Source organism: Shewanella youngdeokensis (genome assembly GCF_033180165.1).
GTDB lineage: Bacteria > Pseudomonadota > Gammaproteobacteria > Enterobacterales > Shewanellaceae > Shewanella > Shewanella youngdeokensis.
Genome location: NZ_CP136522.1, coordinates 2937434 through 2957229 on the forward strand (window position 1 = coordinate 2937434; position 19796 = coordinate 2957229).

General features: G+C 44.9%; 21 protein-coding genes. 5 read left to right on the top strand and 16 right to left on the bottom strand.

Translation table 11 applies throughout. From position 1 onward, the window contains the following. Window position 1: 1 nt before the first annotated feature. Window positions 2–568, bottom strand: coding sequence for a DUF4136 domain-containing protein (locus tag RGE70_RS12475; RefSeq protein WP_310471773.1), 567 nt, complete (start codon window positions 566–568; stop codon window positions 2–4). A gap of 310 nt (window positions 569–878) precedes the next feature. Here RGE70_RS12475 and RGE70_RS12480 point away from each other — a divergent pair, with 310 nt between their 5' ends. The 5 genes from RGE70_RS12480 (at window position 879) to RGE70_RS12500 (ending at window position 4942) form a co-directional block, all read left to right on the top strand. Further along, window positions 879–1472 (top strand): LysE family translocator, encoded by a 594-nt coding sequence (locus RGE70_RS12480; protein WP_310471774.1) that lies wholly within the window; start codon window positions 879–881, stop codon window positions 1470–1472. A 20-nt stretch (window positions 1473–1492) separates the two neighbouring features. After that, entirely contained in the window at window positions 1493–2056 is a 564-nt protein-coding gene (locus tag RGE70_RS12485; RefSeq protein ID WP_310471775.1) for a DUF1415 domain-containing protein, read from the top strand. 60 nt (window positions 2057–2116) lie between these two features. After that, window positions 2117–2881 (top strand): ribonuclease H1 domain-containing protein, encoded by a 765-nt coding sequence (locus tag RGE70_RS12490; RefSeq protein ID WP_310471776.1) that lies wholly within the window; start codon window positions 2117–2119, stop codon window positions 2879–2881. A gap of 108 nt (window positions 2882–2989) precedes the next feature. Continuing rightward, window positions 2990–3409 (top strand): hypothetical protein, encoded by a 420-nt coding sequence (locus RGE70_RS12495; RefSeq protein WP_310471777.1) that lies wholly within the window; start codon window positions 2990–2992, stop codon window positions 3407–3409. 171 nt (window positions 3410–3580) lie between these two features. After that, complete coding sequence (locus tag RGE70_RS12500) at window positions 3581–4942, top strand: leucyl aminopeptidase family protein (RefSeq protein WP_310471778.1); 1362 nt, start codon at window positions 3581–3583, stop codon at window positions 4940–4942. 91 nt (window positions 4943–5033) lie between these two features. Here the strand turns inward: RGE70_RS12500 and RGE70_RS12505 are convergent, their stop codons facing one another. The 15 genes from RGE70_RS12505 to metA all read right to left on the bottom strand — a co-directional run bounded on the left by RGE70_RS12505 (window position 5034) and on the right by metA (window position 19737). Continuing rightward, a complete protein-coding gene (locus RGE70_RS12505) occupies window positions 5034–5639 on the bottom strand; it encodes a hypothetical protein (protein ID WP_310471779.1) in 606 nt (201 codons plus the stop codon). 76 nt (window positions 5640–5715) lie between these two features. Continuing rightward, window positions 5716–6576 (bottom strand): SDR family oxidoreductase, encoded by an 861-nt coding sequence (locus RGE70_RS12510; RefSeq protein WP_310471780.1) that lies wholly within the window; start codon window positions 6574–6576, stop codon window positions 5716–5718. A gap of 173 nt (window positions 6577–6749) precedes the next feature. Next, window positions 6750–7073 (bottom strand): DUF3861 domain-containing protein, encoded by a 324-nt coding sequence (locus tag RGE70_RS12515; RefSeq protein WP_310471781.1) that lies wholly within the window; start codon window positions 7071–7073, stop codon window positions 6750–6752. Window positions 7074–7132: 59 nt separating this feature from the next. After that, window positions 7133–7624 (bottom strand): DUF2798 domain-containing protein, encoded by a 492-nt coding sequence (locus RGE70_RS12520; protein WP_310471782.1) that lies wholly within the window; start codon window positions 7622–7624, stop codon window positions 7133–7135. A 163-nt stretch (window positions 7625–7787) separates the two neighbouring features. Further along, a complete protein-coding gene (locus RGE70_RS12525) occupies window positions 7788–8084 on the bottom strand; it encodes a hypothetical protein (protein WP_310471783.1) in 297 nt (98 codons plus the stop codon). Window position 8085: 1 nt separating this feature from the next. After that, window positions 8086–8568 (bottom strand): cytochrome b/b6 domain-containing protein, encoded by a 483-nt coding sequence (locus tag RGE70_RS12530; RefSeq protein WP_310471784.1) that lies wholly within the window; start codon window positions 8566–8568, stop codon window positions 8086–8088. Between the two features lie 327 nt (window positions 8569–8895). Beyond that, a complete protein-coding gene (locus RGE70_RS12535) occupies window positions 8896–10488 on the bottom strand; it encodes an ABC-F family ATPase (protein WP_310471785.1) in 1593 nt (530 codons plus the stop codon). A gap of 368 nt (window positions 10489–10856) precedes the next feature. After that, entirely contained in the window at window positions 10857–11087 is a 231-nt protein-coding gene (locus tag RGE70_RS12540) for a hypothetical protein (RefSeq protein ID WP_375087855.1), read from the bottom strand. A gap of 107 nt (window positions 11088–11194) precedes the next feature. After that, a complete protein-coding gene (locus RGE70_RS12545; protein WP_310471786.1) occupies window positions 11195–11953 on the bottom strand; it encodes an SDR family oxidoreductase in 759 nt (252 codons plus the stop codon). Window positions 11954–11971: 18 nt separating this feature from the next. Further along, window positions 11972–12874, bottom strand: coding sequence for a 3-hydroxyisobutyrate dehydrogenase (gene mmsB, locus RGE70_RS12550; RefSeq protein ID WP_310471787.1), 903 nt, complete (start codon window positions 12872–12874; stop codon window positions 11972–11974). A 69-nt stretch (window positions 12875–12943) separates the two neighbouring features. After that, entirely contained in the window at window positions 12944–14089 is a 1146-nt protein-coding gene (locus RGE70_RS12555) for an enoyl-CoA hydratase/isomerase family protein (protein WP_310471788.1), read from the bottom strand. 62 nt (window positions 14090–14151) lie between these two features. After that, on the bottom strand, window positions 14152–15309 hold the full coding sequence (locus RGE70_RS12560) for an acyl-CoA dehydrogenase family protein (protein WP_310471789.1): 1158 nt from the start codon (window positions 15307–15309) through the stop codon (window positions 14152–14154). Window positions 15310–15414: 105 nt separating this feature from the next. Next, window positions 15415–16914, bottom strand: a complete 1500-nt coding sequence (locus RGE70_RS12565) for a CoA-acylating methylmalonate-semialdehyde dehydrogenase (protein WP_310471790.1) — start codon at window positions 16912–16914, stop codon at window positions 15415–15417. A 182-nt stretch (window positions 16915–17096) separates the two neighbouring features. Beyond that, on the bottom strand, window positions 17097–18287 hold the full coding sequence (locus RGE70_RS12570; RefSeq protein WP_310471791.1) for an acetyl-CoA C-acyltransferase: 1191 nt from the start codon (window positions 18285–18287) through the stop codon (window positions 17097–17099). A gap of 502 nt (window positions 18288–18789) precedes the next feature. Further along, window positions 18790–19737, bottom strand: a complete 948-nt coding sequence (gene metA, locus RGE70_RS12575; protein ID WP_310471792.1) for a homoserine O-acetyltransferase MetA — start codon at window positions 19735–19737, stop codon at window positions 18790–18792. Window positions 19738–19796 lie beyond the last annotated feature (59 nt).

The window sequence follows — 19796 nt, forward strand, 5'->3', positions numbered from 1 at the left end:
ATTAAATGGCCGGCACACCTTTAAGCATGCTGGCAATAAAGTGCTCAAATGGCAATTCTCGCTCGGCTACGGCTTTATCGTTTTCGGCGTAGCCTTGGGCTAACACACGCCATGCAGGTAGTCTTTGCTCTGGCGCGAAAAAAGCCACTAACACAGAGCCTTTTTCATACTCGTCATTCATGCTTACGCTTGATAAACCGGCCACGATGCCTACTTTGTTTAATATTTCGTTGTCGCTCATTTTTGACTCTAGCGCTAAACCAAAACCCACTAACATACTTGGGGTTTCCTGTTGCGTAGCAAGGCGGTAGCCTTTTGCGCTTAACACTTTAGCAATGGCTTGACGCATATGCCCTATCACTACGTGATCGTCAATTTTGTCATGGGTTTCTACCACGGCCAGTGTCGGGTGCCAGGCAAAAGTGTTTGAAGTGCGATTAAGCTGTGCCAAATCTCCAGTGGTGACCATGGTCGTGCGGTTTTGTGGGTTATTACTTGCCGTTGTAGTACTGCAACCCGATAACGCCACAAACCCTACCAATAATACTGCTATCGCGTGTTTTATCATTTTTTTAATTCACCTCGGAGTGGATATAACAGGTTAACAGCTACAACGTTAACCTTCGATGAACCTATCGTGCTGGCACAGTTTATTGGTAAAAATACGCTAGATAACACAAATCGACTCAACCTAAATTAGAGTCGCTAACTTTACCGCCGCAAGATTATATAAGCTATGGTTTTTCATTGAAGTTGTGTATTTTCTGCAATCGGGTTCATAGCTTAAGGCTGATAACGACATAGGATCAGTATAATTGTTACCCTAATGCTATTATCGCGATAGAATGATTGCCCAGTATTTTTTGGCTTGTGGTTAAATGGAACTTATTTTTTCAATTGCATTATTTGCTTTTTCGTCGGGGATCACGCCTGGGCCTAATAACATTATGCTGATGTCATCTGGCGTTAACTTTGGTGTAAAGCGCAGTGCCCCGCATTTACTGGGTATTTGCCTTGGCTTTCCAGCTATGGTGTTGGCTATCGGTTTAGGGTTAAGCACGTTATTTAAACTCTACCCCCTGCTCCACCTTGTCATTAAATGTGTCGGTATAGCCTACTTGCTTTACCTCGCGTGGTTAATCGCGAATAGCAGTAATAAATTAACCGGAAAAAATACGCCATCGCCACTGAGCTTTATTCAAGCTGTTGCGTTTCAATGGGTAAACCCTAAAGGTTGGATAATGGCAATTGGCGCTATTGCGACCTTTACCACCATGGAGCAAGCACTTACTCCACAAGTTTTTACCATTGCGGCGGTGTTCTTTGCTGTTGCACTGCCATGTGCTTGCGTGTGGTTAGCCTTTGGCGTGGCGCTAAAACGAATATTAAAGAATCAACAGCAGCAAAGGGTATTTAACATCAGCATGGCACTCTTGCTTGTGCTTTCAATCATCCCTATGATCGCGCCATAACCCGCTATAGGCAGCCAACTATGACCCAAGAATACGATTTAGCCTTGCAACAATACGCTACGCAAACTGAAAACTGGGTTAAGCAGGTGATTATGAAATATAATATCTGTCCGTTTGCTCGCCGCGAGGTTGAGCGCGCGAGTATTCGCTATGCGGTTATTGACGAGTCAGCATTAAAAACTGTATTAAATGCATTAATTGAGGAGTGTATCTACCTCGATAAACACCCAGATGTAGAGACCACCTTGTTTATTTTACCGCGCGGATTTGAAGGCTTTTACCCGTACCTTGACTTAGTCGATATCGCCACAGACCTTTTATTTGAACAAGGGTATGAAGGCCAGTATCAATTAGCTAGTTTTCACCCTGATTATTGCTTTGAGGGTGAACCACAAGACAGCGCGGCAAACTATACTAATCGTTCACCTTACCCAACGTTACACATTATTCGGGAAGCGAGTATGGAATTGGCCTTGGCAAATTATGCCGACCCCGAGTCAATACCTGAGCGCAACATCGCCTTTGCTGAACGAAAAGGCAGCGCGTTTTTTATGCAGTTACTGGCACACTGCCAAAAGCATTAAGCGCCTCACACGAGGCCACAATGAATAGCCTAACAAGGCTGATTAAGGATCAAACATTACATGGCAACAAAGTACTACGTAGTATGGGCTGGGCGTGAAACAGGCATTTTCACCAGCTGGGATTACACAAAAAAACAAGTCGATAAGTTTCCGCAGGCAAAATATAAGTCTTTTAAAACCAAGGCCGAAGCTGAGGCTGCATTTAAGCGGGTGCCAAGTTATGCTGGCGCAGCGCAAAAAAAATCAACCACCGCCAGTAGCAGTGCGAAAACGGCAAAAGCCACAAAAGCTATCGACTTAAGTCAGTTTGATGTGTCTATTTTTACTGATGGCGGCTGCGAGCCCAATCCAGGCAAAGCGGGTTCTGGCATCGCCATTTACCGCAGCGGCGAATTAGCTGAGCTTTGGTATGGTCTTTACACTGCTCACGGCACCAATAACACCGCCGAGCTCAATGCACTGCACCAAGCATTGCTATTGGCAGTTAGTGCAATGAAAGACGGCAAAAGTGTTCAAATTCTCAGTGACTCCCAATACTCTATTAATTGCATTACTCATTGGGCTTATGGCTGGAAAGCTAAAGGCTGGAAACGCCAAAAAGCTGGCGACATTAAAAACCTCGATATTATTCAGCAAGCCCATGAGCTGTTTGACAGCGTTAAAGACAAACTGACGATTATGCATGTTCCGGCCCACGTAGGTATTGAGGGCAACGAGCTTGCTGACCGCATGTCAATTTATGCAATTGATAAGAAAGACAGTCAATTTTGCCGCTATCCCGACCCAATTGTGTTATCAAATATCCTTAGTCTTCGCGCAGGTTAAGCACTAACGTTAGCGGCCTGTTTAAATCTGATTAAACAGGCCTCATTTAGCCTCATTTATGCATTTTAGTAATAGGTTTAATTCGCCGGCTATGCGACAATCGCGCCGATGAATATCTACCGCCACATTCACAAAGCTCCTCTTCGCGTTTTCCGTATTAGTAGACGGCGCTTTTGGCTGCGTGTAAAGTTTGACATGTTGGTAGTGCAAGAAGCCTTGTCTCAAGAAAAAAAAGAGACCAAAGAGATGTTGGTGATCTATAAACGCCACACTCGCAAGCAAGCCAGCCGCGATGAATTAACAGAAGCCAATAAACAGTTTGCCGACCTCATTAAAGGACTCGGTTTAGGTGTTTTTGCAGTCTTGCCTTTTGCCCCGCTAACCATTCCTTTAGTGTTAAAGCTAGGAAGATCGGTTGGGGTTGATGTACTGCCAAGCTCGTTTCACAATATGAGCGAGCTAAAAGCTAATGTGCGCCGCACCTCAACAAGCCGTAAACGTATTAAAGCCAACCATAGCCCAAAATAAACGGCCCTTCTCGCTTTTTTACAAGCAACAACCTCAAACTTAACGCTTAAATTAATCGGTAACGGCGACATATTTGCTTTAAAAACCTGTCTTTACTTTGTAGTTACCCACCAGCCTGATATTCTTAATACTCAATTTTAACTCGTCGCTATCAATATAAAGAGTCCCTACATGAGCAATATCATCGTATCTGGTGTTTCTGGCATTCCACTTTCTATTTTCAACAGCGAAACATTTTCACAGTGGCGCGATAAACAAGCAAAAAATGTCATTAACTGGCTTACAACCACGCAATTTTCGGGCACTGGAGTCTGTTTAATTCCAAATGCCGAGGGTGAGTTAGCTGAAGTCATTTTTGTCAGCAATAGTGACGACACCTACTGGCTGTGTGGCGATTTAGTAAATCAACTTCCTGCAGGCCAATACCAATTACAGGCCGACGACGAGCAAATTAAAACCGCCGCCTTTAGTTGGGGCTTGGGTGCTTACCAGTTTGATCGTTATAAAAAAAGTACCAAACAAATCCCTACTCTTATAGTACCAACTCAGGCACAAGCCGATGAAGCCAATAAGTTTGTCCGCTCTGTGTCTTTAGTGCGTGACTTAGTTAATACGCCTGCTGCCGACATGATGCCGCAAGATTTAGCTGCAACTATGGCGACTATGGCAACCGAGTTTGGCGGCGAGCTCAGCCAAATTGTGGGTGATGAATTACTCGAGCAAAACTACCCGACTATCCACATGGTTGGCCGTGCAAGTGAACATGCACCACGTTTAATTGACCTCACTTGGGGAGATAAATCAGCGCCTAAAGTGACGTTAGTCGGTAAAGGGGTTTGTTTTGACTCAGGCGGACTTGACCTAAAACCTGGCGCGGGCATGCGCTTAATGAAAAAAGATATGGGCGGGGCAGCGCATGTCATTGGCTTAGCGCAGCTTATCATGGCTAATAACCTGCCTATTCGTTTACGTGTATTGGTGCCGGCCGTTGAAAACGCAGTGTCAGCAAATGCTTTTAGACCAGGTGATGTTATTACCACACGTAAAGGGCTGACCGTTGAAATCGATAATACTGATGCCGAAGGCCGTTTGGTTTTGTGTGATGCCCTTGCTGAGGCTAATAACGACAAACCCGAATTGGTTATCGACTTTGCCACCTTAACCGGTGCAATGCGGGTGGCACTAGGTACCGAACTACCTGGCTTTTTTAGTAATGACGACCAAGTTGCAGCCGACATAACCGCATCAGGTTTACGTGTTGGCGATCCGGTTTGGCGCATGCCACTGCACAAACCTTACCTTGACCTTACTGGCAGTGATATTGCTGACTTAGCCAACTGTGGTAAAACACCATTTGGTGGCGCGATTACTGCAGCGCTGTATTTAGAAGCCTTTGTCGATAAAGACATTAGCTGGAGCCACTTTGACGTAATGGCGTGGAACAACCGTAAATTACCAGGTCGCCCAGTGGGCGGTGAAGCTTTTGGTATTCGTGCAGTATTTGACTACCTCAAACAACGCTTCGACAAATAAACGTTAAGCTGCTTATTAACAATAAAAGGTCTGCAACTGCAGACCTTTTTTTATGCCAATGATAATACGTTAGCAATAGTTCAACCGGCGTTTAGCGATATTGGCCGCTAACGGCTGAGGGGATTTTTCGGTCCCATTTTAAAAATTCATTCCAGGTTGGGTAGATCATCTCTGTCGCAGGGTTAGCCTGCACAAGGTGTTCTTTAGACAGTTCAAATACCACCACGCCCGCAAGCGGGTCAAACGCCGTTAAACGGTATGTTTGCCAATCTGGACGCTCTGAATAATGATCCACTCTCACAACTAAAAATGGCCCCATAATATTGGCAAGCTGTTGCAAACTGTCGGGGTCGACCCCAATGTTTTTTTCAGTTAAACCGTTAGCAATAATAAAATTATGTAAAAACGAGTAGTCGTAAACCTCATTAAAGCCCGCCTCGCTCAGTGCTTGCGTGTGTATATATTGCATATGGTGAACACTATCTAAGTCGAGATCTCCCGATAGCTGCTCATCTAAAATCACAAACTGATAATGCTGTCGGTACGCTACTTCTAACCCCACAGATACGTTATCGCTGAGTGTTGTTGAAGCAGGAAATAGCTGTGTTTGTGAGTCGATGTTCTCTGGAGTGATGCTTTGCGCACAACCTGACAGTAACATTGAAAATAAAACACCTAGCGTAATACGATTAAACATTAGTGTCCTTATTGCTATAAGATTTACATGTCGATATTAATCGGGAGGCTCTTGGCCTCCTCACTTTTTACAGCCGTTAACCGGCTTGATGTTTCGCTTTTAAATCGGTAAAAAATACATCCCAGCTAATATGTGGCCGTCCAGCCGCTTGCTCAAAGTCGCTCGGGTTATTGGTTTTGCCCTCGCGAATACTTTGGTAAATGCCAGAAATAACCGTACCGATAAACTCACCAAGCGCCTTAGTACGCTCAAGTCGGTATGCTTCAACACTCACAGAGGTAAATGCCAGCTCGGTACCGAAAGCAAGGTTCATATAATCTGCCAACTCTGATTGCTTAATTGGCTCGCCGTTTAAGTTGTATGTGTGGCCATTATGCTGATTTTCTAGCAACATTTTGGCGTACGCAAAACCTAGCTCTGCCCGGGTGGTATAACCGCATTTACCTTCGCCAGCGCAATTAGAGATCCCACCTTCTTGCTTGTAAGTATCGATATACTCAAGGTCTGGCTCAATGTAAATTCCGTTACGGCCAATTGCCCACGCTAAACCACAGTCACGAACATCTTGCTCGGTTTGCCTGTTACTTTGAATTATTGGTGAAAATGCGGTGCCTTCTTCAGCGCCTTGTACGCTGGTATAAACAATTTTTTTCACGCCCGCTTTTTTTGCCGCTTCAATCACATTGCGATGCTGGCCAATGCGTTTATCGGGCGCGTCCATGCCAGAGACTAACAACAATACATCGATAGACTGTAAAGATTGCTCTAGTTGCGCGGGATTATCATAATCTCCGGGTCTAACCTCTACGCCAAGGTCCATGGCCTTAGCCGGCGTGCGGGCCAGTGCAATTACGTTGTCTTTACTGGTTAACCCGATGGCAGCCTTAACAATTGCCGCCCCTAACTTGCCACTAGCGGCTGTAATAGCTATTTTCATTTTAAATCCTCAAGAAAAAGAACAATCTGTATATGTACTAATTTAAATATAAGATTGATGGCATTAATTGCAGCAACCGACTCAAATCAATCAACTAAGAGCTCGACTGTTTGCTTGATTGTATCGCTTGATAATTGTCGATACTGTGAGGCAGGTGGCGCGGTAAACAGCTTTTACACTAAAGGCTTATCTTTTACAGCGGCTTTAACGGTGCCTTTTAAATGCTGCATAAATTGCTTAAAGTGGGGCATAAACTCGGCAAATAAAGGGTGTTTTCGTTGCTGCATCATCACTGGCCCAAGTAAACGTAATGCCACGCCAACTCGAGTGGCAAGTGATGCCTCTAAGCCGCTGCCTTGCTTGAGCTTTTCAACCACATCAAAAACATCTTCTCGGTCTTGATAATCAAACGTCAGCGTTTTGGCCGTGGCTTGCTCATCTTTAACTTCTTCAATGGTAATGCGATAACATTTGTTTTTTCTGATCTTGGGAAGCATATGCGGTACCTTTTATGGATTTAAAACGTGAGGGTGTTAATTGATCTAAAAGAGGTGTGTTAGCTTTTCAAAAATTGCTCTATTTTGGGTTTAACTGTCATTGAAATGATCAGTATTAAGGTTAAAGCCACAGGTAATGCAGCTAAAAAACTGTGTAACCAGGTACTTAAAAATAAACCTAGCGAGTCAAAACCGACATTGTTTAACGTAGTGGTTAGCGCCATTGCTGACTCCATGATGATCGCCATCGACACGCCAACCACAAGATTGCGTTTTGTCTCACTTGTATTAGGCAGTATCTTTTCAACCGCTTTAGTGAGTAACGTCATCAAAAATATACCTGCTGGGATCACTGTCACTGCAGCGATTAAAAACGAGCTAAACCAATCAGACAGAAACGTCTCGCTATAACCGATGTTAATGTAGGTCATCACCCCTGTAAGGGAGCCCCCCATTAAAGCCACCATGCCGAGTACAACTAACAACTTGTAGAGCAATGGCGTTGAGTTTTGCGCTGGGACTTGGGGAGATGTGAGGATTTGTGCATTCATAGGATTGGCCTTAAATATAGTTGATAAACACAACTATAACTGCGGTAGTTGATAATGTCAACCATAATCCTTTTAGAACTCAACCAACGCAATCTAAACCGGCATAAACGCCGCAGGCCTAATTGTGTTATTAGTTTGCGGCGTTTACGTTCAATCGTTATGGTTATGCATTCGTGCTGTGTATGCGCACTTTAATAAATCGCGAGATCATGTTAATAATTCGCAATATACCCAAGCATAATGCGGCTGGAACCAGTGTCAGCACCATCACTTTGACCAGCGACACAACGCCAATCATTAAAGCTGACGCATCGGGTTTTTCATGGGGTTCGCTCACCGCGACATTCATTGCCGCCGCCCAATCTGTTAAGGACAACGTCCATAGCAAAGCGCAGACTACCAGAGAGATAACCATAATGATTAGACTACGTGATTTCCATTGCTCGGTAACATGCTTCATATTAAGCTCCTTTGACGGTTGTTTTTTTAAACATGTTTTTAGTCATGCTTTTAATCCACTTCCAATGCAATGCTAAATGGATCCCTAACATGGGCATTAATAAATTACCGAGGTTGTGATGGATAGTTGACCAAAAAGGTAGAATGTCTAACGGGATCCCTAATTGTGGAAATATCACTTCAGACACTAAAAAACCACTGAGGATCACCATCAGCATGGCGCAATAAAATATGAGGTCCCACACTGCATTAAATCGTGCTTCACCTGAAAACTGCTTGATAAACTTTTGTGGTAAAGTTTTTACCCAGTCCCAATGCAACAGTAAATGGATCACAAGCGGTGCGATAAACAATAAGCTCAACCACTCATGTAAAAAAATACCTGTGGCTCTTGGGGCACAAACCAATATAAATCCAACCAGTAACCATAGGTCCATTACATAGCGGGTTTTGACTAAATCATCTTTCCAAGTTTTGTTTTTCATAATGTCCATCTTTATTCATTATTTCACGAAGTACAGCACGCTGCATTACAGTCTCTTCAAGGAAAATTACGCAATGTGATTGACAAGGTCAACTATATTTACAGTGGTTTACGCTACAGTTTTACACAGAAAAAATACTAAACCGATTGCAAATTTCATGCAGATATACTTTGAAGGTTGCGCTAGAGTCGAACTGGGGTTTGAGGAGGAATAAGCTAATTGGCATCATGCTGGCTAAAACAATTACTGCCTTTTTTGAGCTGATAAACTCAAATTTGAAGCACAAAAAAGCCCGACGGATCGGGCTTTAATTAATAGCGTTGAAGATTAACCTTCAATACCTTTACTGGCTAGGAACTCATCGTAAGTGCCTTTGAAATCGTTCACGCCTGTTGGTGTGATCTCAATAATACGGTTGGCAATAGACGATACAAATGCACGGTCATGACTGACAAACATTAATGTACCTTCGTACATTTCAAGTGCGTTGTTCAACGACTCGATTGATTCCATATCCATGTGGTTGGTTGGTTCATCAAGTAGCAAGATGTTCGGCTTTTGCATAATAAGCTTACCAAACAACATACGGCCTTTCTCACCACCAGAAAGCACTTTGACTGACTTTTTAATATCGTCAGAACCAAACAACATACGGCCTAAATAGCCACGTACTGATTGATCATCATCTTCTGGTTTGCGCCACTGGCTCATCCACTCAAACAAAGTCATATCGTTTTCAAAATCTGACTCGTGATCCTGTGCGTAGTAACCAATTGCAGCGTTTTCAGACCACTGAATTGTGCCTGAGTCTTGTGGAATATCGTGTACTAATGTACGCAATAACGTAGTTTTACCCACACCGTTATCACCCAAGACAGCAATACGCTCACCAACTTCAGCAATCAGGTTAAAGTCTTTAAACAGTTGCACGTCAAAGCCTTTGCTTAGATCTTCAACGACTAGCGCATTACGGAACAATTTCTTTTCTTGTTCAAAGCGAATATACGGATTCACACGGCTTGAAGCTTTAATGTCATCCAATTTAATCTTGTCGATTAGTTTTGCACGAGACGTCGCTTGCTTAGCTTTAGATGCGTTAGCAGAAAAACGAGCAACGAAGCCTTGAAGTTCAGCAATTTGAGCTTTTTTCTTGGCGTTGTCTGACATTAAACGTTCGCGAGACTGCTGTGCTGCTGTCATGTATTCATCATAGTTACCTGGGAATATGCGCATTTCGCCGTAATCCAAGTCAGCCATGTGAGTACAAACAGAGTTCAAGAAATATCTATCGTGCGAGATGATGATCATGGTGCTACTACGTTGGTTTAGCATTTCTTGCAACCAACGAATGGTGTCGATGTCCAAGTTGTTGGTTGGTTCATCAAGTAGCAGTACATCTGGATCGGAGAACAAGGCTTGTGCCAATAGCACACGTAATTTAAAGCCAGGGGCGATTTCGCTCATAAGAGAAAAATGTTGATCAATGCCAATACCCACACCCATTAGCAATTCGCCTGCGCGAGATTCGGCGGTATAACCGTCCATCTCAGCAAATTCCATTTCAAGATCAGCAACTTTAATGCCGTCTTCTTCACTCATTTCAGGCAAAGAGTATATACGATCACGCTCTTTTTTGACTTCCCAAAGCTCAGCGTGGCCCATGATAACAGTGTCCACAACGTTGAACTCTTCGTAACCAAATTGGTTCTGGCTCAACTTACCTAAACGCTCGTTAACGTCCAGTGAAACGTTACCCGAAGTAGGCTCTAAATCGCCCGCTAGGATTTTCATGAAGGTTGATTTACCACAACCGTTCGCGCCGATAAGACCGTAACGGTTCCCGCCGCCAAACTTAATTGAAAGGTTCTCAAACAGTGGCTTAGCGCCAAACTGCATGGTGATGTTAGCTGTAGTAATCAAAGTGACATTCCAAAATTCAAATAATGTAAAAGCAAAAAAAACCAGCGCTTATTGTCATAGCGCACTATCGTGAACTTTCAGTATAGTGGCTGCTTGCAAAATGCACTGGCTTTATCGATCACCCTTAAACGAGTAAGCATGATCTCCATAATTAGGCGCGATATTATAGCATTTAAGCCTATTTTTTCAACTTAAGATGGCGGGTATTCGCAGATAAATAACCGCTAACTAAACCATCAGCAAAACAAGATTATGTCGCCTAAATACGCCATCGAAGAAAGCTAAATACCAGACTGTTATTTAGCTTATAACTTACCGAATATTTAACAGAGCAGGAGTTGAGGGCGAGTTTTGCCACAATAGTGGAGTTAGTTTTTGAGTTTAAATCGACTTACCAACCAATTAACGCTGGCAGTTTGCTGTGCTTGTTCTAAACCAAAATACACGCAAATCCAAGGTGAAACTAAAAAGTACCATGGCAACGTAAAACCATAATCATCATTAAATTGTAGAAAGAAAAAACCTGAATAAATGACCACAATACCCATAACGCCGACGGCTAACATTGTTATTTTTATCGCTTTTTCTAACCGTTGCATCAATTTTTCCCTTGTTATTATTTTTTATGGGGGGGATTTTAACTTAAAATGAAGTAAATAAAAAACCAGCCTTGTGGCTGGTTTGTTAATATAAACTATTGTACGAATTAAAGCCTTAAACCACCGTCTAACTCAAGTACTCGGCCGTTAACGTAATCGTTTTCAATAATAAAGCGCACGGTTGATGCAACCTCCTGTGCTTGCCCTAGGCGACCCACTGGCACCATGGCTTCTAAACGCTCAAGTGCTTCTGGCTTCATTGCCGCGGTCATTTCAGTTTCAATCACTCCTGGTGCAATTGCTACGCTACGAATGTTATGGCGTGCCAGCTCTTTTGCCCAACCGACACTCATGGCAGCAACACCCGCTTTAGATGCAGAGTAGTTAGTTTGGCCCATGTTACCGGCTTTAGCGATGCTAGAGATGTTAATGATCACGCCAGCTTGCTGGGTTTCAATCATTGCAGCGGCACCTTCACGGCCACAAAGGAAGGTGCCGGTTAGGTTTACGTTGATCACCGATTGGAATTGGTCAAACGACATACGGTCAAAAACTTGGCCTTCTTTAGCTTTTAGCAACATGCCGTCACGTAAAATACCGGCGTTGTTGATAAGCACATTAACTTGACCAAAGTCTTCTTTAATAAACTGAAAACCGGCAAACACATCTTCTTCGTCAGTGATGTCTAATGCATAACCTTGTACTTCAGTGGTTGCCCCAAGGTTGGCACAGGCTTTTTCTAGTTTATCTTGGTCAACATCGATAAGTGCTAGTTTGGCGCCTGCAGCCGCTAGATTTTCCGCCATTGCGTAACCGAGCCCACCTGCACCACCAGTAATAACAACTACCTTATCTTTTAAATCCATCGAATTACCCTTAAATGTTTATCTGTTGAGAGTTGCAAACTGCTCAAAAATACTTGAAAAATCACGCTTACCGTTGCCTTGACGCGCATGGTTTACATAAAGGCTACGCGCCAACGCCCCCATGGGCGTACTTGAATTTGTTAATAAAGCCGCTTGTTGAGCAAGCCCTAAGTCCTTCACCATCAAGTCAACCATAAAGCCACCTTGATAATTGTTGGACGACGGTACTGCCGCCATCACATCGGGACAGGGATTATATTTATCCAACGTCCAATTACCACCGCTACTGACTTTCATTATATCTGAAAGCACTTTAGGGTCGAGCCCGTGGTCAACCCCCATTTGTAACGACTCCGACGTTGCCACCATTAATACTGATAACAACATATTATTACATATCTTAGCGACTTGCCCAGCTCCAGCGCCACCTGCATGAAATATATTGCTCCCCATTGCTGTTAATGGTCGCTGCGCCAGCTCAAACCCGCGATCACTGCCGCCACAAATGAAGGTGAGCGTTCCGGCTGCGGCGCCGGCAGTACCTCCGGATACAGGTGCATCAATAAAAGTTAACCCCTTGTCTGCTGCGTATTTTGACACTGCTTGAGCACTGCCTGCATCGATGGTGGAGCAATCGATGAGTAGTGTGTCTTTAGCCACTATATCAATAATGCCTTTGTTGTCAGCATCACCAATATAAAGACTGCGCACATGTTTGCCAGCGGGTAACATGCTCACCACTACGTCGGCACTGGCGGCTGCACCACATGCGCTGTTTGCGGTCAGTGCACCTTGCTGGGCGAGTGCATGCATGGCCGCTGGTACTAAATCAAACACTTTAACGGTAAAACCCGCTTTAATTAGATTGACAGCCATTGGACCGCCCATGTTTCCTAAACCAATAAATGCAACAGTACTCATTTTTGCTCCTGCGCACTTATACAAGTGCAGTGTCAAACCCTTGAAAATTGGCGGCTTTTAATCGCCACTTTAGCCCATGTGGCTAAATGGATGCTCAGCTTCACTCCAAGGTGAACATAGCAATGACGCGATTAAATCTTTTGGAATAGCGGCCGCATCGTTATAAAGCCATTGAGGCTTGCGATCTTTATCAATGAGCAATGCCCGCACGCCTTCAACAAAGTCAGCTTTAGCGCAGCAATTTACACTTAAGCCTAGCTCAAGTTTAAACGCTCCAGCTAACGTCATATCAGCGCCTAGCAATGATTGTTCATACACCAATGCGTGGCTTATTGGGCTACCCGCCAACATCACGCTGCAGGCTTTAGCTAGCCAAGGGTGCACCTGTTTTAAGCTGTCATTTAGCCCTTTAACTTGCGTCAGTATTTGAGCCAAATCGCCATCCATTAACGTATTAATCAATGCTTGGTGTTCGGCTAAGATACTTGGGGCTAAAGGAATATGACATTGCCCCTGCATATCAGCGATTAATGCATGTAATCGTGTGTGGTTAGCCGCGTTATCATTGCGCCACCCTACCGTGGCAATGGCGTCTAGTAGGCGCTCTTTGTCGCCCCGATTAAGATAATGGTTTCCAATACCTACATAGTAAGCGTCAGCCCCGGTCATGTTGTAGGCCGTCATACCTAAAAATAGTCCAGTTTTACCCGGCATTTGATTAAGAAAATAACTGCCGCCGACATCTGGGTACAAACCAATGGTGACCTCAGGCATCGCGATCCGCGAATGCTGGGTAACGATTCGATGGCTGGCACCCACCATTAACCCCAGTCCGCCTCCCATCACAATACCATCGCCCCAAACCAGTACCGGTTTGGCATAAGTATGTAGCAGGTAGTCGAGTTGATATTCAAGCTTGAAAAATTCAGTGGCGGCAGCGGTTACCTCACCTGGTTTGTCCATGGCCGCATGATAAATAGCTCTGACATCGCCACCAGCGCAAAAGGCTTTGTCACCGGCACCATCTAACATAATGGCGGCGATAGAATCATCATTTTTCCAGCAGGTTAATTGCGCTAATAACGCCTGTACCATTTCAATATTTAAGGCGTTGAGCGCGGTTTCAATATTCAAAGTTGCGATACCAATTTGCTTACCCGATATCGTGCCTAATGTTTGAAACACCACATTGTTTGTCATGACTGAGTTGTCCATTTGTTATTGTTCCAACGGCGATTAAGTACAGCTTGGTGTGTACTAATTTAAGGCCAAAAAGCTTATAAAATCGCGCCTGCGTTTTCAGCGAGTAACCGCCGCGAGATAATTAACCTCATGATTTCATTTGTGCCTTCTAAAATTTGATGCACCCGTACATCACGCACATGCCGCTCTAATGGATATTCGCGAATATACCCATAGCCGCCGTGGATCTGCAGCGCAGCGTCACACACTTGAAAACCTATATCGGTGGCAAATCGCTTTGCCATAGCACAGTATGTGGTCGCATCTGGGTCGTGCTGATCTAGCTTAAATGCCGCTAAACGCACGAGTTGTCTGGCGGCCACTAACTCGGTTGCCATGTCGGCCAACTTAAATTGAAGCGCTTGAAACGCCGCTAACGGTTTACCAAATTGGTGACGCTCGTTCATATATTGCGTGGCACGCTCAAGTGCGGCCTGCGCGGTACCGACTGAACAAGTGGCAATATTAATCCGGCCACCATCAAGCCCTTGCATGGCAAAGGTAAAACCTTGGCCCTCTTCGCCCAGTAGGTGGCTTATTGGTACTCGCACGTTGTCGAAGCTAATTTGCCGCGTTGGCTGGGCATTCCAGCCCATTTTACTTTCTGCTTTAGCGTAAATAATGCCTGCAGCATTGGCGGGAACGGCAATCGCCGAGATCCCTTTTGGCCCAGCCTTTCCCGTGCGGCACATCACCACTAAGAGCTCGGTTTCACCGGCGCCAGAGATAAACACTTTTGAGCCTGAGATCACATAATCATCACCATCACGCACAGCCTTGGTTTGCAGTGAGGCAGCGTCACTACCCGCACCGGGCTCGGTTAAACAGTATGATGCTAAATTTTGCCCAGAGGTGAGCGACTTTGACCACTCGTCTCGCAATGTGGCTGACCCAAAGCTTGTGACCATCCAAGTGGCCATATTATGGATAGTTAACATCGCGGTGGTGGCGGTACAGCCCATAGCTAGCTGCTCAAAAATAAGCGACGAATCTAACCGAGACAACCCCATGCCGCCTTCAGATTCGGGGGAATACAGCGAGCAAAATCCGAGTTCGCCGGCTTGTTGAATTGTCTCTTTGGGAAAATAATGCTGTTCATCCCATTGAGCAGCAAAGGGTGTAAGTTGCTCGTTTGCAAACTGAGTGGCTAACGCTGTGAATTGGCGTTGATCGTCATTGAGATTAAAATCCATCTGTTACTCCTTTTACAGTAGGCAGTAGTGCAGCTTAAAGTAGCGGCGCTGTGGCTTATGGCGGCAATTTTTCACTTTAAGAAAGCTCACAATAGCTGTTAGCAATTACTTTAAGTCGATCGTCATATTAGGCGCTGAAGCAACGGCGAGATCGGATTCAAACCAGCGTGCAGTAATCGTTTTTGTTTCGCTATAAAAACGCACAGCTTGCTTACCGTATGCATGCTGGTCGCCATAAAAACTGCCTTTCCAGCCGGTAAACGAGAAAAAGGGCAATGGCACAGGTATAGGCACATTAACGCCAACCTGCCCCACTTCTACTTCATGTTGATATTTGCGTGCAGCGGCGCCACTAGCAGTAAAGATTGCCGTGCCGTTGCCGTATGGACTGGCGTTAACAATTTCAATGGCATCATCTAATGTGTCAGCGTTCATACAACATAAAACGGGGCCAAAAATTTCTTCTTGGTAGATCTTCATGTTAGCCGTAACGCTACCGAACATAGTAGGGCCAACCCAGTTACCTGACTCATACCCTGCAACGGTAAAATCGGTACCATCAAGCAAACAATCTGCCCCTTCTGCAACGCCTTGTGCAATCAGGCTCACGATCCTTTGCTTGGCTGCTGGGCTAATGACAGGCCCATATGCGGCGTTTTTATCATCCCACAGGCCTGGTTTTACTTTGGCAATGGCCGCTTTTAATTCTGGGATCCACGCTTTAGCCGCACCAACAAATACGGCAACAGATAGCGCCATACACCGCTGACCGGCCGCGCCAACTGAAGCGCCCACTAAATTATTTATCACTTGCTGTTTATTGGCGTCAGGCATAATTACGCAATGGTTTTTAGCGCCAGCAAATACCTGTACACGCTTAAGGTTATCGGTCGCGGTTTTATAAATATATTGCCCAACATTAACCGAGCCCACAAACGAAATGGCTTTAATATCAGGATGACGCAGCACGAGATCAACTGCGCTTTTGTCACCATGCACTAGCTGAATCACCCCTTTGGGGGCACCAGCTTGTTCAAACAATTCAATCAGGCGTTGGGGGGTCATTGGATCTTGCTCTGACGGCTTGAGTACGAAAGTGTTACCGCAAGCCACCGCCAGCGGGAACATCCACAGTGGGATCATCGCCGGAAAGTTAAATGGAGTTATTCCGGCACAAACGCCAAGCGGTTGAGTGTAGCTATAGGTATCTATTGACCTTGCTACGTTTTCAACCGTTTCGCCCATCATCATTGACGCAATATTACAGGCATGTTCGACCACTTCGATACCACGCCAAACATCGCCTTTGGCATCTTCAAACGTCTTGCCGGTTTCTTGCGCCAAAATGGTCGCAATTTCATCATGCTGCTCTTTTAGCAAATGTTGGTAATTGAGCATCACTCGTGCTCGCTCTGACACTGGCACCTCTTTCCAGCTTTTAAAAGCGGCTTTAGCACTGGCGATGGCAGTTTCAACCTCACTGGTGAGCGCAGCGTTAACCATCGCGATTGTTTCATTATTGGCGGGGTTCGTGATGGCTATTTGCTGTTTGCTACCGCCTATTACCCATTCACCATCGATGTAATGCTTAACTTGAGTCGTCATGTTGCGTCCTAAATTTTCAGCGCCGATGAGGCTGGCGATGAGCAAAATAATGAGTTAACTGCGGCCTTGATTATTATAGATTGCAGCCATCGCAGCGTCGCTGTGATAGCTGCAGGCTCACGGTTAAATTGAGTCTTGTTGGTGATTGAACTTAGAGTCAAAATCTTAGTTATTTAATGGTGTTACAGTTCAATCGCCATCGCGGTAGCTTCGCCACCACCAATACATAAAGAAGCGACTCCTTTACTAAGACCACGGGCTTTAAGCGCATGAATTAAGGTCACCAATATGCGGGCGCCCGAACAACCAATAGGATGCCCCAACGCGCAAGCGCCACCGTTAACGTTAACCTTACTGGCATCAAGACCAAGCTCAGATACCGCCAACATTGTCACCATGGCAAAAGCTTCGTTGATCTCAAACAGGTCAACGTCATTGGTGTTCCAATTAACTTTATCGAGCAGTTTTTTCATGGATCCAACCGGCGCGGTAGTGAATTTTTCTGGTTCTTGCGCATGGGTAATGTGGCCCTTGATAGTAGCCATCACCTCAAGACCAAGGGTAAAAGCTTGCGCTCGTGTCATAAGCATTAACGCTGCGGCGCCGTCTGAAATCGAGCTTGAGTTTGCGGCAGTAATGGTGCCGTCTTTGGCAAATGCAGGCCGTAGGGCAGGAATTTTGTCGGGGCGAGCATTTCCCGGTTGCTCATCGGTAGTCACCACTACATCACCTCGGCGGTTAGCCACGGTAACGGGCGAAATTTCAGCTTCAAAAGCGCCAGCGTTAATGGCCGCATTAGCTTTTTCTAACGAGCTTAGGGCAAAGTCATCCATCTGCTCACGGGTTAAGCTGAACTCATTGGCAGTTTGCTGCGCAAAAGAGCCCATTGCCCCGCCAGTGTAGGCGTCTTCTAAACCATCGAGAAACATGTGATCTAGCACTTTACCGTGGCCCATTCGCATACCGCCACGGGCTTTATCGAGTAAGTATGGCGCTTGGCTCATGTTCTCCATACCTCCAGCAATCACTACGCTAGCACTGCCCGCTTTAATTAAATCGTGTGCCAACATGACGGTTTTCATGCCAGAGCCACACACTTTGTTGATTGTGGTGGCATTAACACTAAGCGGTAAATCAGCCCCTAAGGTGGCTTGTCGAGCCGGCGCTTGCCCCAGCCCAGCGGGCAATACGCAACCCATTAGCACTTCATCTATTTGCGCCCCCGTTAAACCACTGTGCTGCATCAATCCTTTAATCGCCGTGGCAGCAAGTTTTGGCGAGGGCACACTTGAAAGTACGCCTTGAAAGCCACCCATTGGGGTGCGTTTTGCAGCAACAATAACAATATCTTGGTTTAACAGTTCGGCACTCATATTTACTCCAGTCATGCGTTAGGGGTTGTTCTATTATAATTCCATTTACTTTTGCGTTTTAAATCAGCCAGATAAACAACAAAATGACACTACTCATTTTATTTAAAGCTGCGCTATTCGCGATTAGAGCGCGCATTGTTAGATTATCAAACGCAAGCTAAAAGTGTGATCTTGCGCACCTTTATACTGTGTCGTTTACGCGAACGTAAAGCAACCTTTTAACTGGATAATCGCGTGCAAAGTATGAGGTAAACATGTCACTTAGAATTTACACAAAGGTAAATCTAAGCTACGCGGCAAGCCATCAAAGATAGATGCAAATTGCTAAGCGCAATGGCTGTAATTAACCCAGCTCAAAGCCAGGTTTAAACCAGATATAACAGGGGGTATAGAGGCGAGATAAACATAAAAAACCAACAACCAAACATGCTTTAGGCGGTTTAGGTTGTTGGTGATTACAGCCAGTAACGGCAGTGAATATACATCTGAACACAAAGAGTCTTTATTGGGTTTCTGATTCCCAAGGCGTTATGCCACTCATATCTTCTAAGTTGTATGGCGTTAACTGGTACACATAGTAATTAAGCCAGTTACTTACAAGTAAGCTGCCGTGACTATGCCAACGAACAATGGGTTGCTGATTTGGGTCGTCATTTTTAAAGTAATTTTGCGGTACCGCCGGTGACAACCCTTGTGATACATCGCGCAGGTATTCATCTTTTAAGGTCGACTTTTGGTACTCAGGATGCCCCATAACAAACAAGTTACGGTTGTTGTTACTCAGCACCATATAAGCCCCAGCGGTGTCTGACTCTGTTAACACTTTTAACGCTGGGTGGGCGTGCAGCTGCTCAACGTCCATTTCTGCAAAGCGTGAATGCGGGGCATAAAACTCTTCATCAAAACCGCGCAGCAAAGGGTAATGCTCACTAGTACGCATATGTGAGAATACGCCAGAACGTTTATTTTTTAACAACTTGCGGTTCAGCCCATACAAATGGTAAAGCGCCGCATGCGCTGCCCAACACAAAAATAAAACTGAGGTCACATGGTGCTGAGACCAGTCAAATATCTCTCTGATGTGGTCCCAATAAGACACATCTTCAAATTCAACTTGGCCTAAGGGGGCGCCGGTAATAATCAGGCCATCGTAATTTCTGTTGCGTACCTGTTCAAAATCACGATAAAAGTTGTTCATATGGTCAATTGACGTGTGCTTTGACTCTTTGTCATGGATCCGCAGCAAATCAACATCAACTTGTAGTGGTGTGTTACCCAATAAACGCAGTAGTTGGGTTTCGGTTTCAATCTTATTGGGCATAAGATTTAGAATAAGCACTTTCATTGGACGTATGTCTTGATTCGCCGCACGCGTTTCAGACATAACAAAGATGTTCTCAGACTCTAGAATTTCCGCCGCGGGCAGATTGTCAGGGATTTTTACCGGCATACGTACAGCGCCTCATATTCAATTAGAGTAATCAACAAAAAAGGACGCTTGGTACTAAA

Bases quoted from the DNA above. Each gene is read 5' to 3' on its own strand.
- RGE70_RS12555 (WP_310471788.1), bottom strand. From the start codon at position 14,089: ATGGACAACTCAGTCATGACAAACAATGTGGTGTTTCAAACATTAGGC.
- RGE70_RS12510 (WP_310471780.1), bottom strand. From the start codon at position 6,576: ATGAAAATAGCTATTACAGCCGCTAGTGGCAAGTTAGGGGCGGCAATT.
- RGE70_RS12505 (WP_310471779.1), bottom strand. From the start codon at position 5,639: ATGTTTAATCGTATTACGCTAGGTGTTTTATTTTCAATGTTACTGTCA.
- RGE70_RS12475 (WP_310471773.1), bottom strand. From the start codon at position 568: ATGATAAAACACGCGATAGCAGTATTATTGGTAGGGTTTGTGGCGTTA.
- RGE70_RS12530 (WP_310471784.1), bottom strand. From the start codon at position 8,568: ATGAAAAACAAAACTTGGAAAGATGATTTAGTCAAAACCCGCTATGTA.
- RGE70_RS12515 (WP_310471781.1), bottom strand. From the start codon at position 7,073: ATGCTTCCCAAGATCAGAAAAAACAAATGTTATCGCATTACCATTGAA.
- RGE70_RS12565 (WP_310471790.1), bottom strand. From the start codon at position 16,914: ATGACGACTCAAGTTAAGCATTACATCGATGGTGAATGGGTAATAGGC.
- RGE70_RS12520 (WP_310471782.1), bottom strand. From the start codon at position 7,624: ATGAATGCACAAATCCTCACATCTCCCCAAGTCCCAGCGCAAAACTCA.
- RGE70_RS12495 (WP_310471777.1), top strand. From the start codon at position 2,990: ATGAATATCTACCGCCACATTCACAAAGCTCCTCTTCGCGTTTTCCGT.
- RGE70_RS12500 (WP_310471778.1), top strand. From the start codon at position 3,581: ATGAGCAATATCATCGTATCTGGTGTTTCTGGCATTCCACTTTCTATT.
- RGE70_RS12570 (WP_310471791.1), bottom strand. From the start codon at position 18,287: ATGAGTGCCGAACTGTTAAACCAAGATATTGTTATTGTTGCTGCAAAA.
- RGE70_RS12560 (WP_310471789.1), bottom strand. From the start codon at position 15,309: ATGGATTTTAATCTCAATGACGATCAACGCCAATTCACAGCGTTAGCC.
- metA (WP_310471792.1), bottom strand. From the start codon at position 19,737: ATGCCGGTAAAAATCCCTGACAATCTGCCCGCGGCGGAAATTCTAGAG.
- RGE70_RS12525 (WP_310471783.1), bottom strand. From the start codon at position 8,084: ATGAAGCATGTTACCGAGCAATGGAAATCACGTAGTCTAATCATTATG.
- RGE70_RS12545 (WP_310471786.1), bottom strand. From the start codon at position 11,953: ATGGATTTAAAAGATAAGGTAGTTGTTATTACTGGTGGTGCAGGTGGG.
- RGE70_RS12485 (WP_310471775.1), top strand. From the start codon at position 1,493: ATGACCCAAGAATACGATTTAGCCTTGCAACAATACGCTACGCAAACT.
- RGE70_RS12540 (WP_375087855.1), bottom strand. From the start codon at position 11,087: ATGCAACGGTTAGAAAAAGCGATAAAAATAACAATGTTAGCCGTCGGC.
- mmsB (WP_310471787.1), bottom strand. From the start codon at position 12,874: ATGAGTACTGTTGCATTTATTGGTTTAGGAAACATGGGCGGTCCAATG.
- RGE70_RS12480 (WP_310471774.1), top strand. From the start codon at position 879: ATGGAACTTATTTTTTCAATTGCATTATTTGCTTTTTCGTCGGGGATC.
- RGE70_RS12490 (WP_310471776.1), top strand. From the start codon at position 2,117: ATGGCAACAAAGTACTACGTAGTATGGGCTGGGCGTGAAACAGGCATT.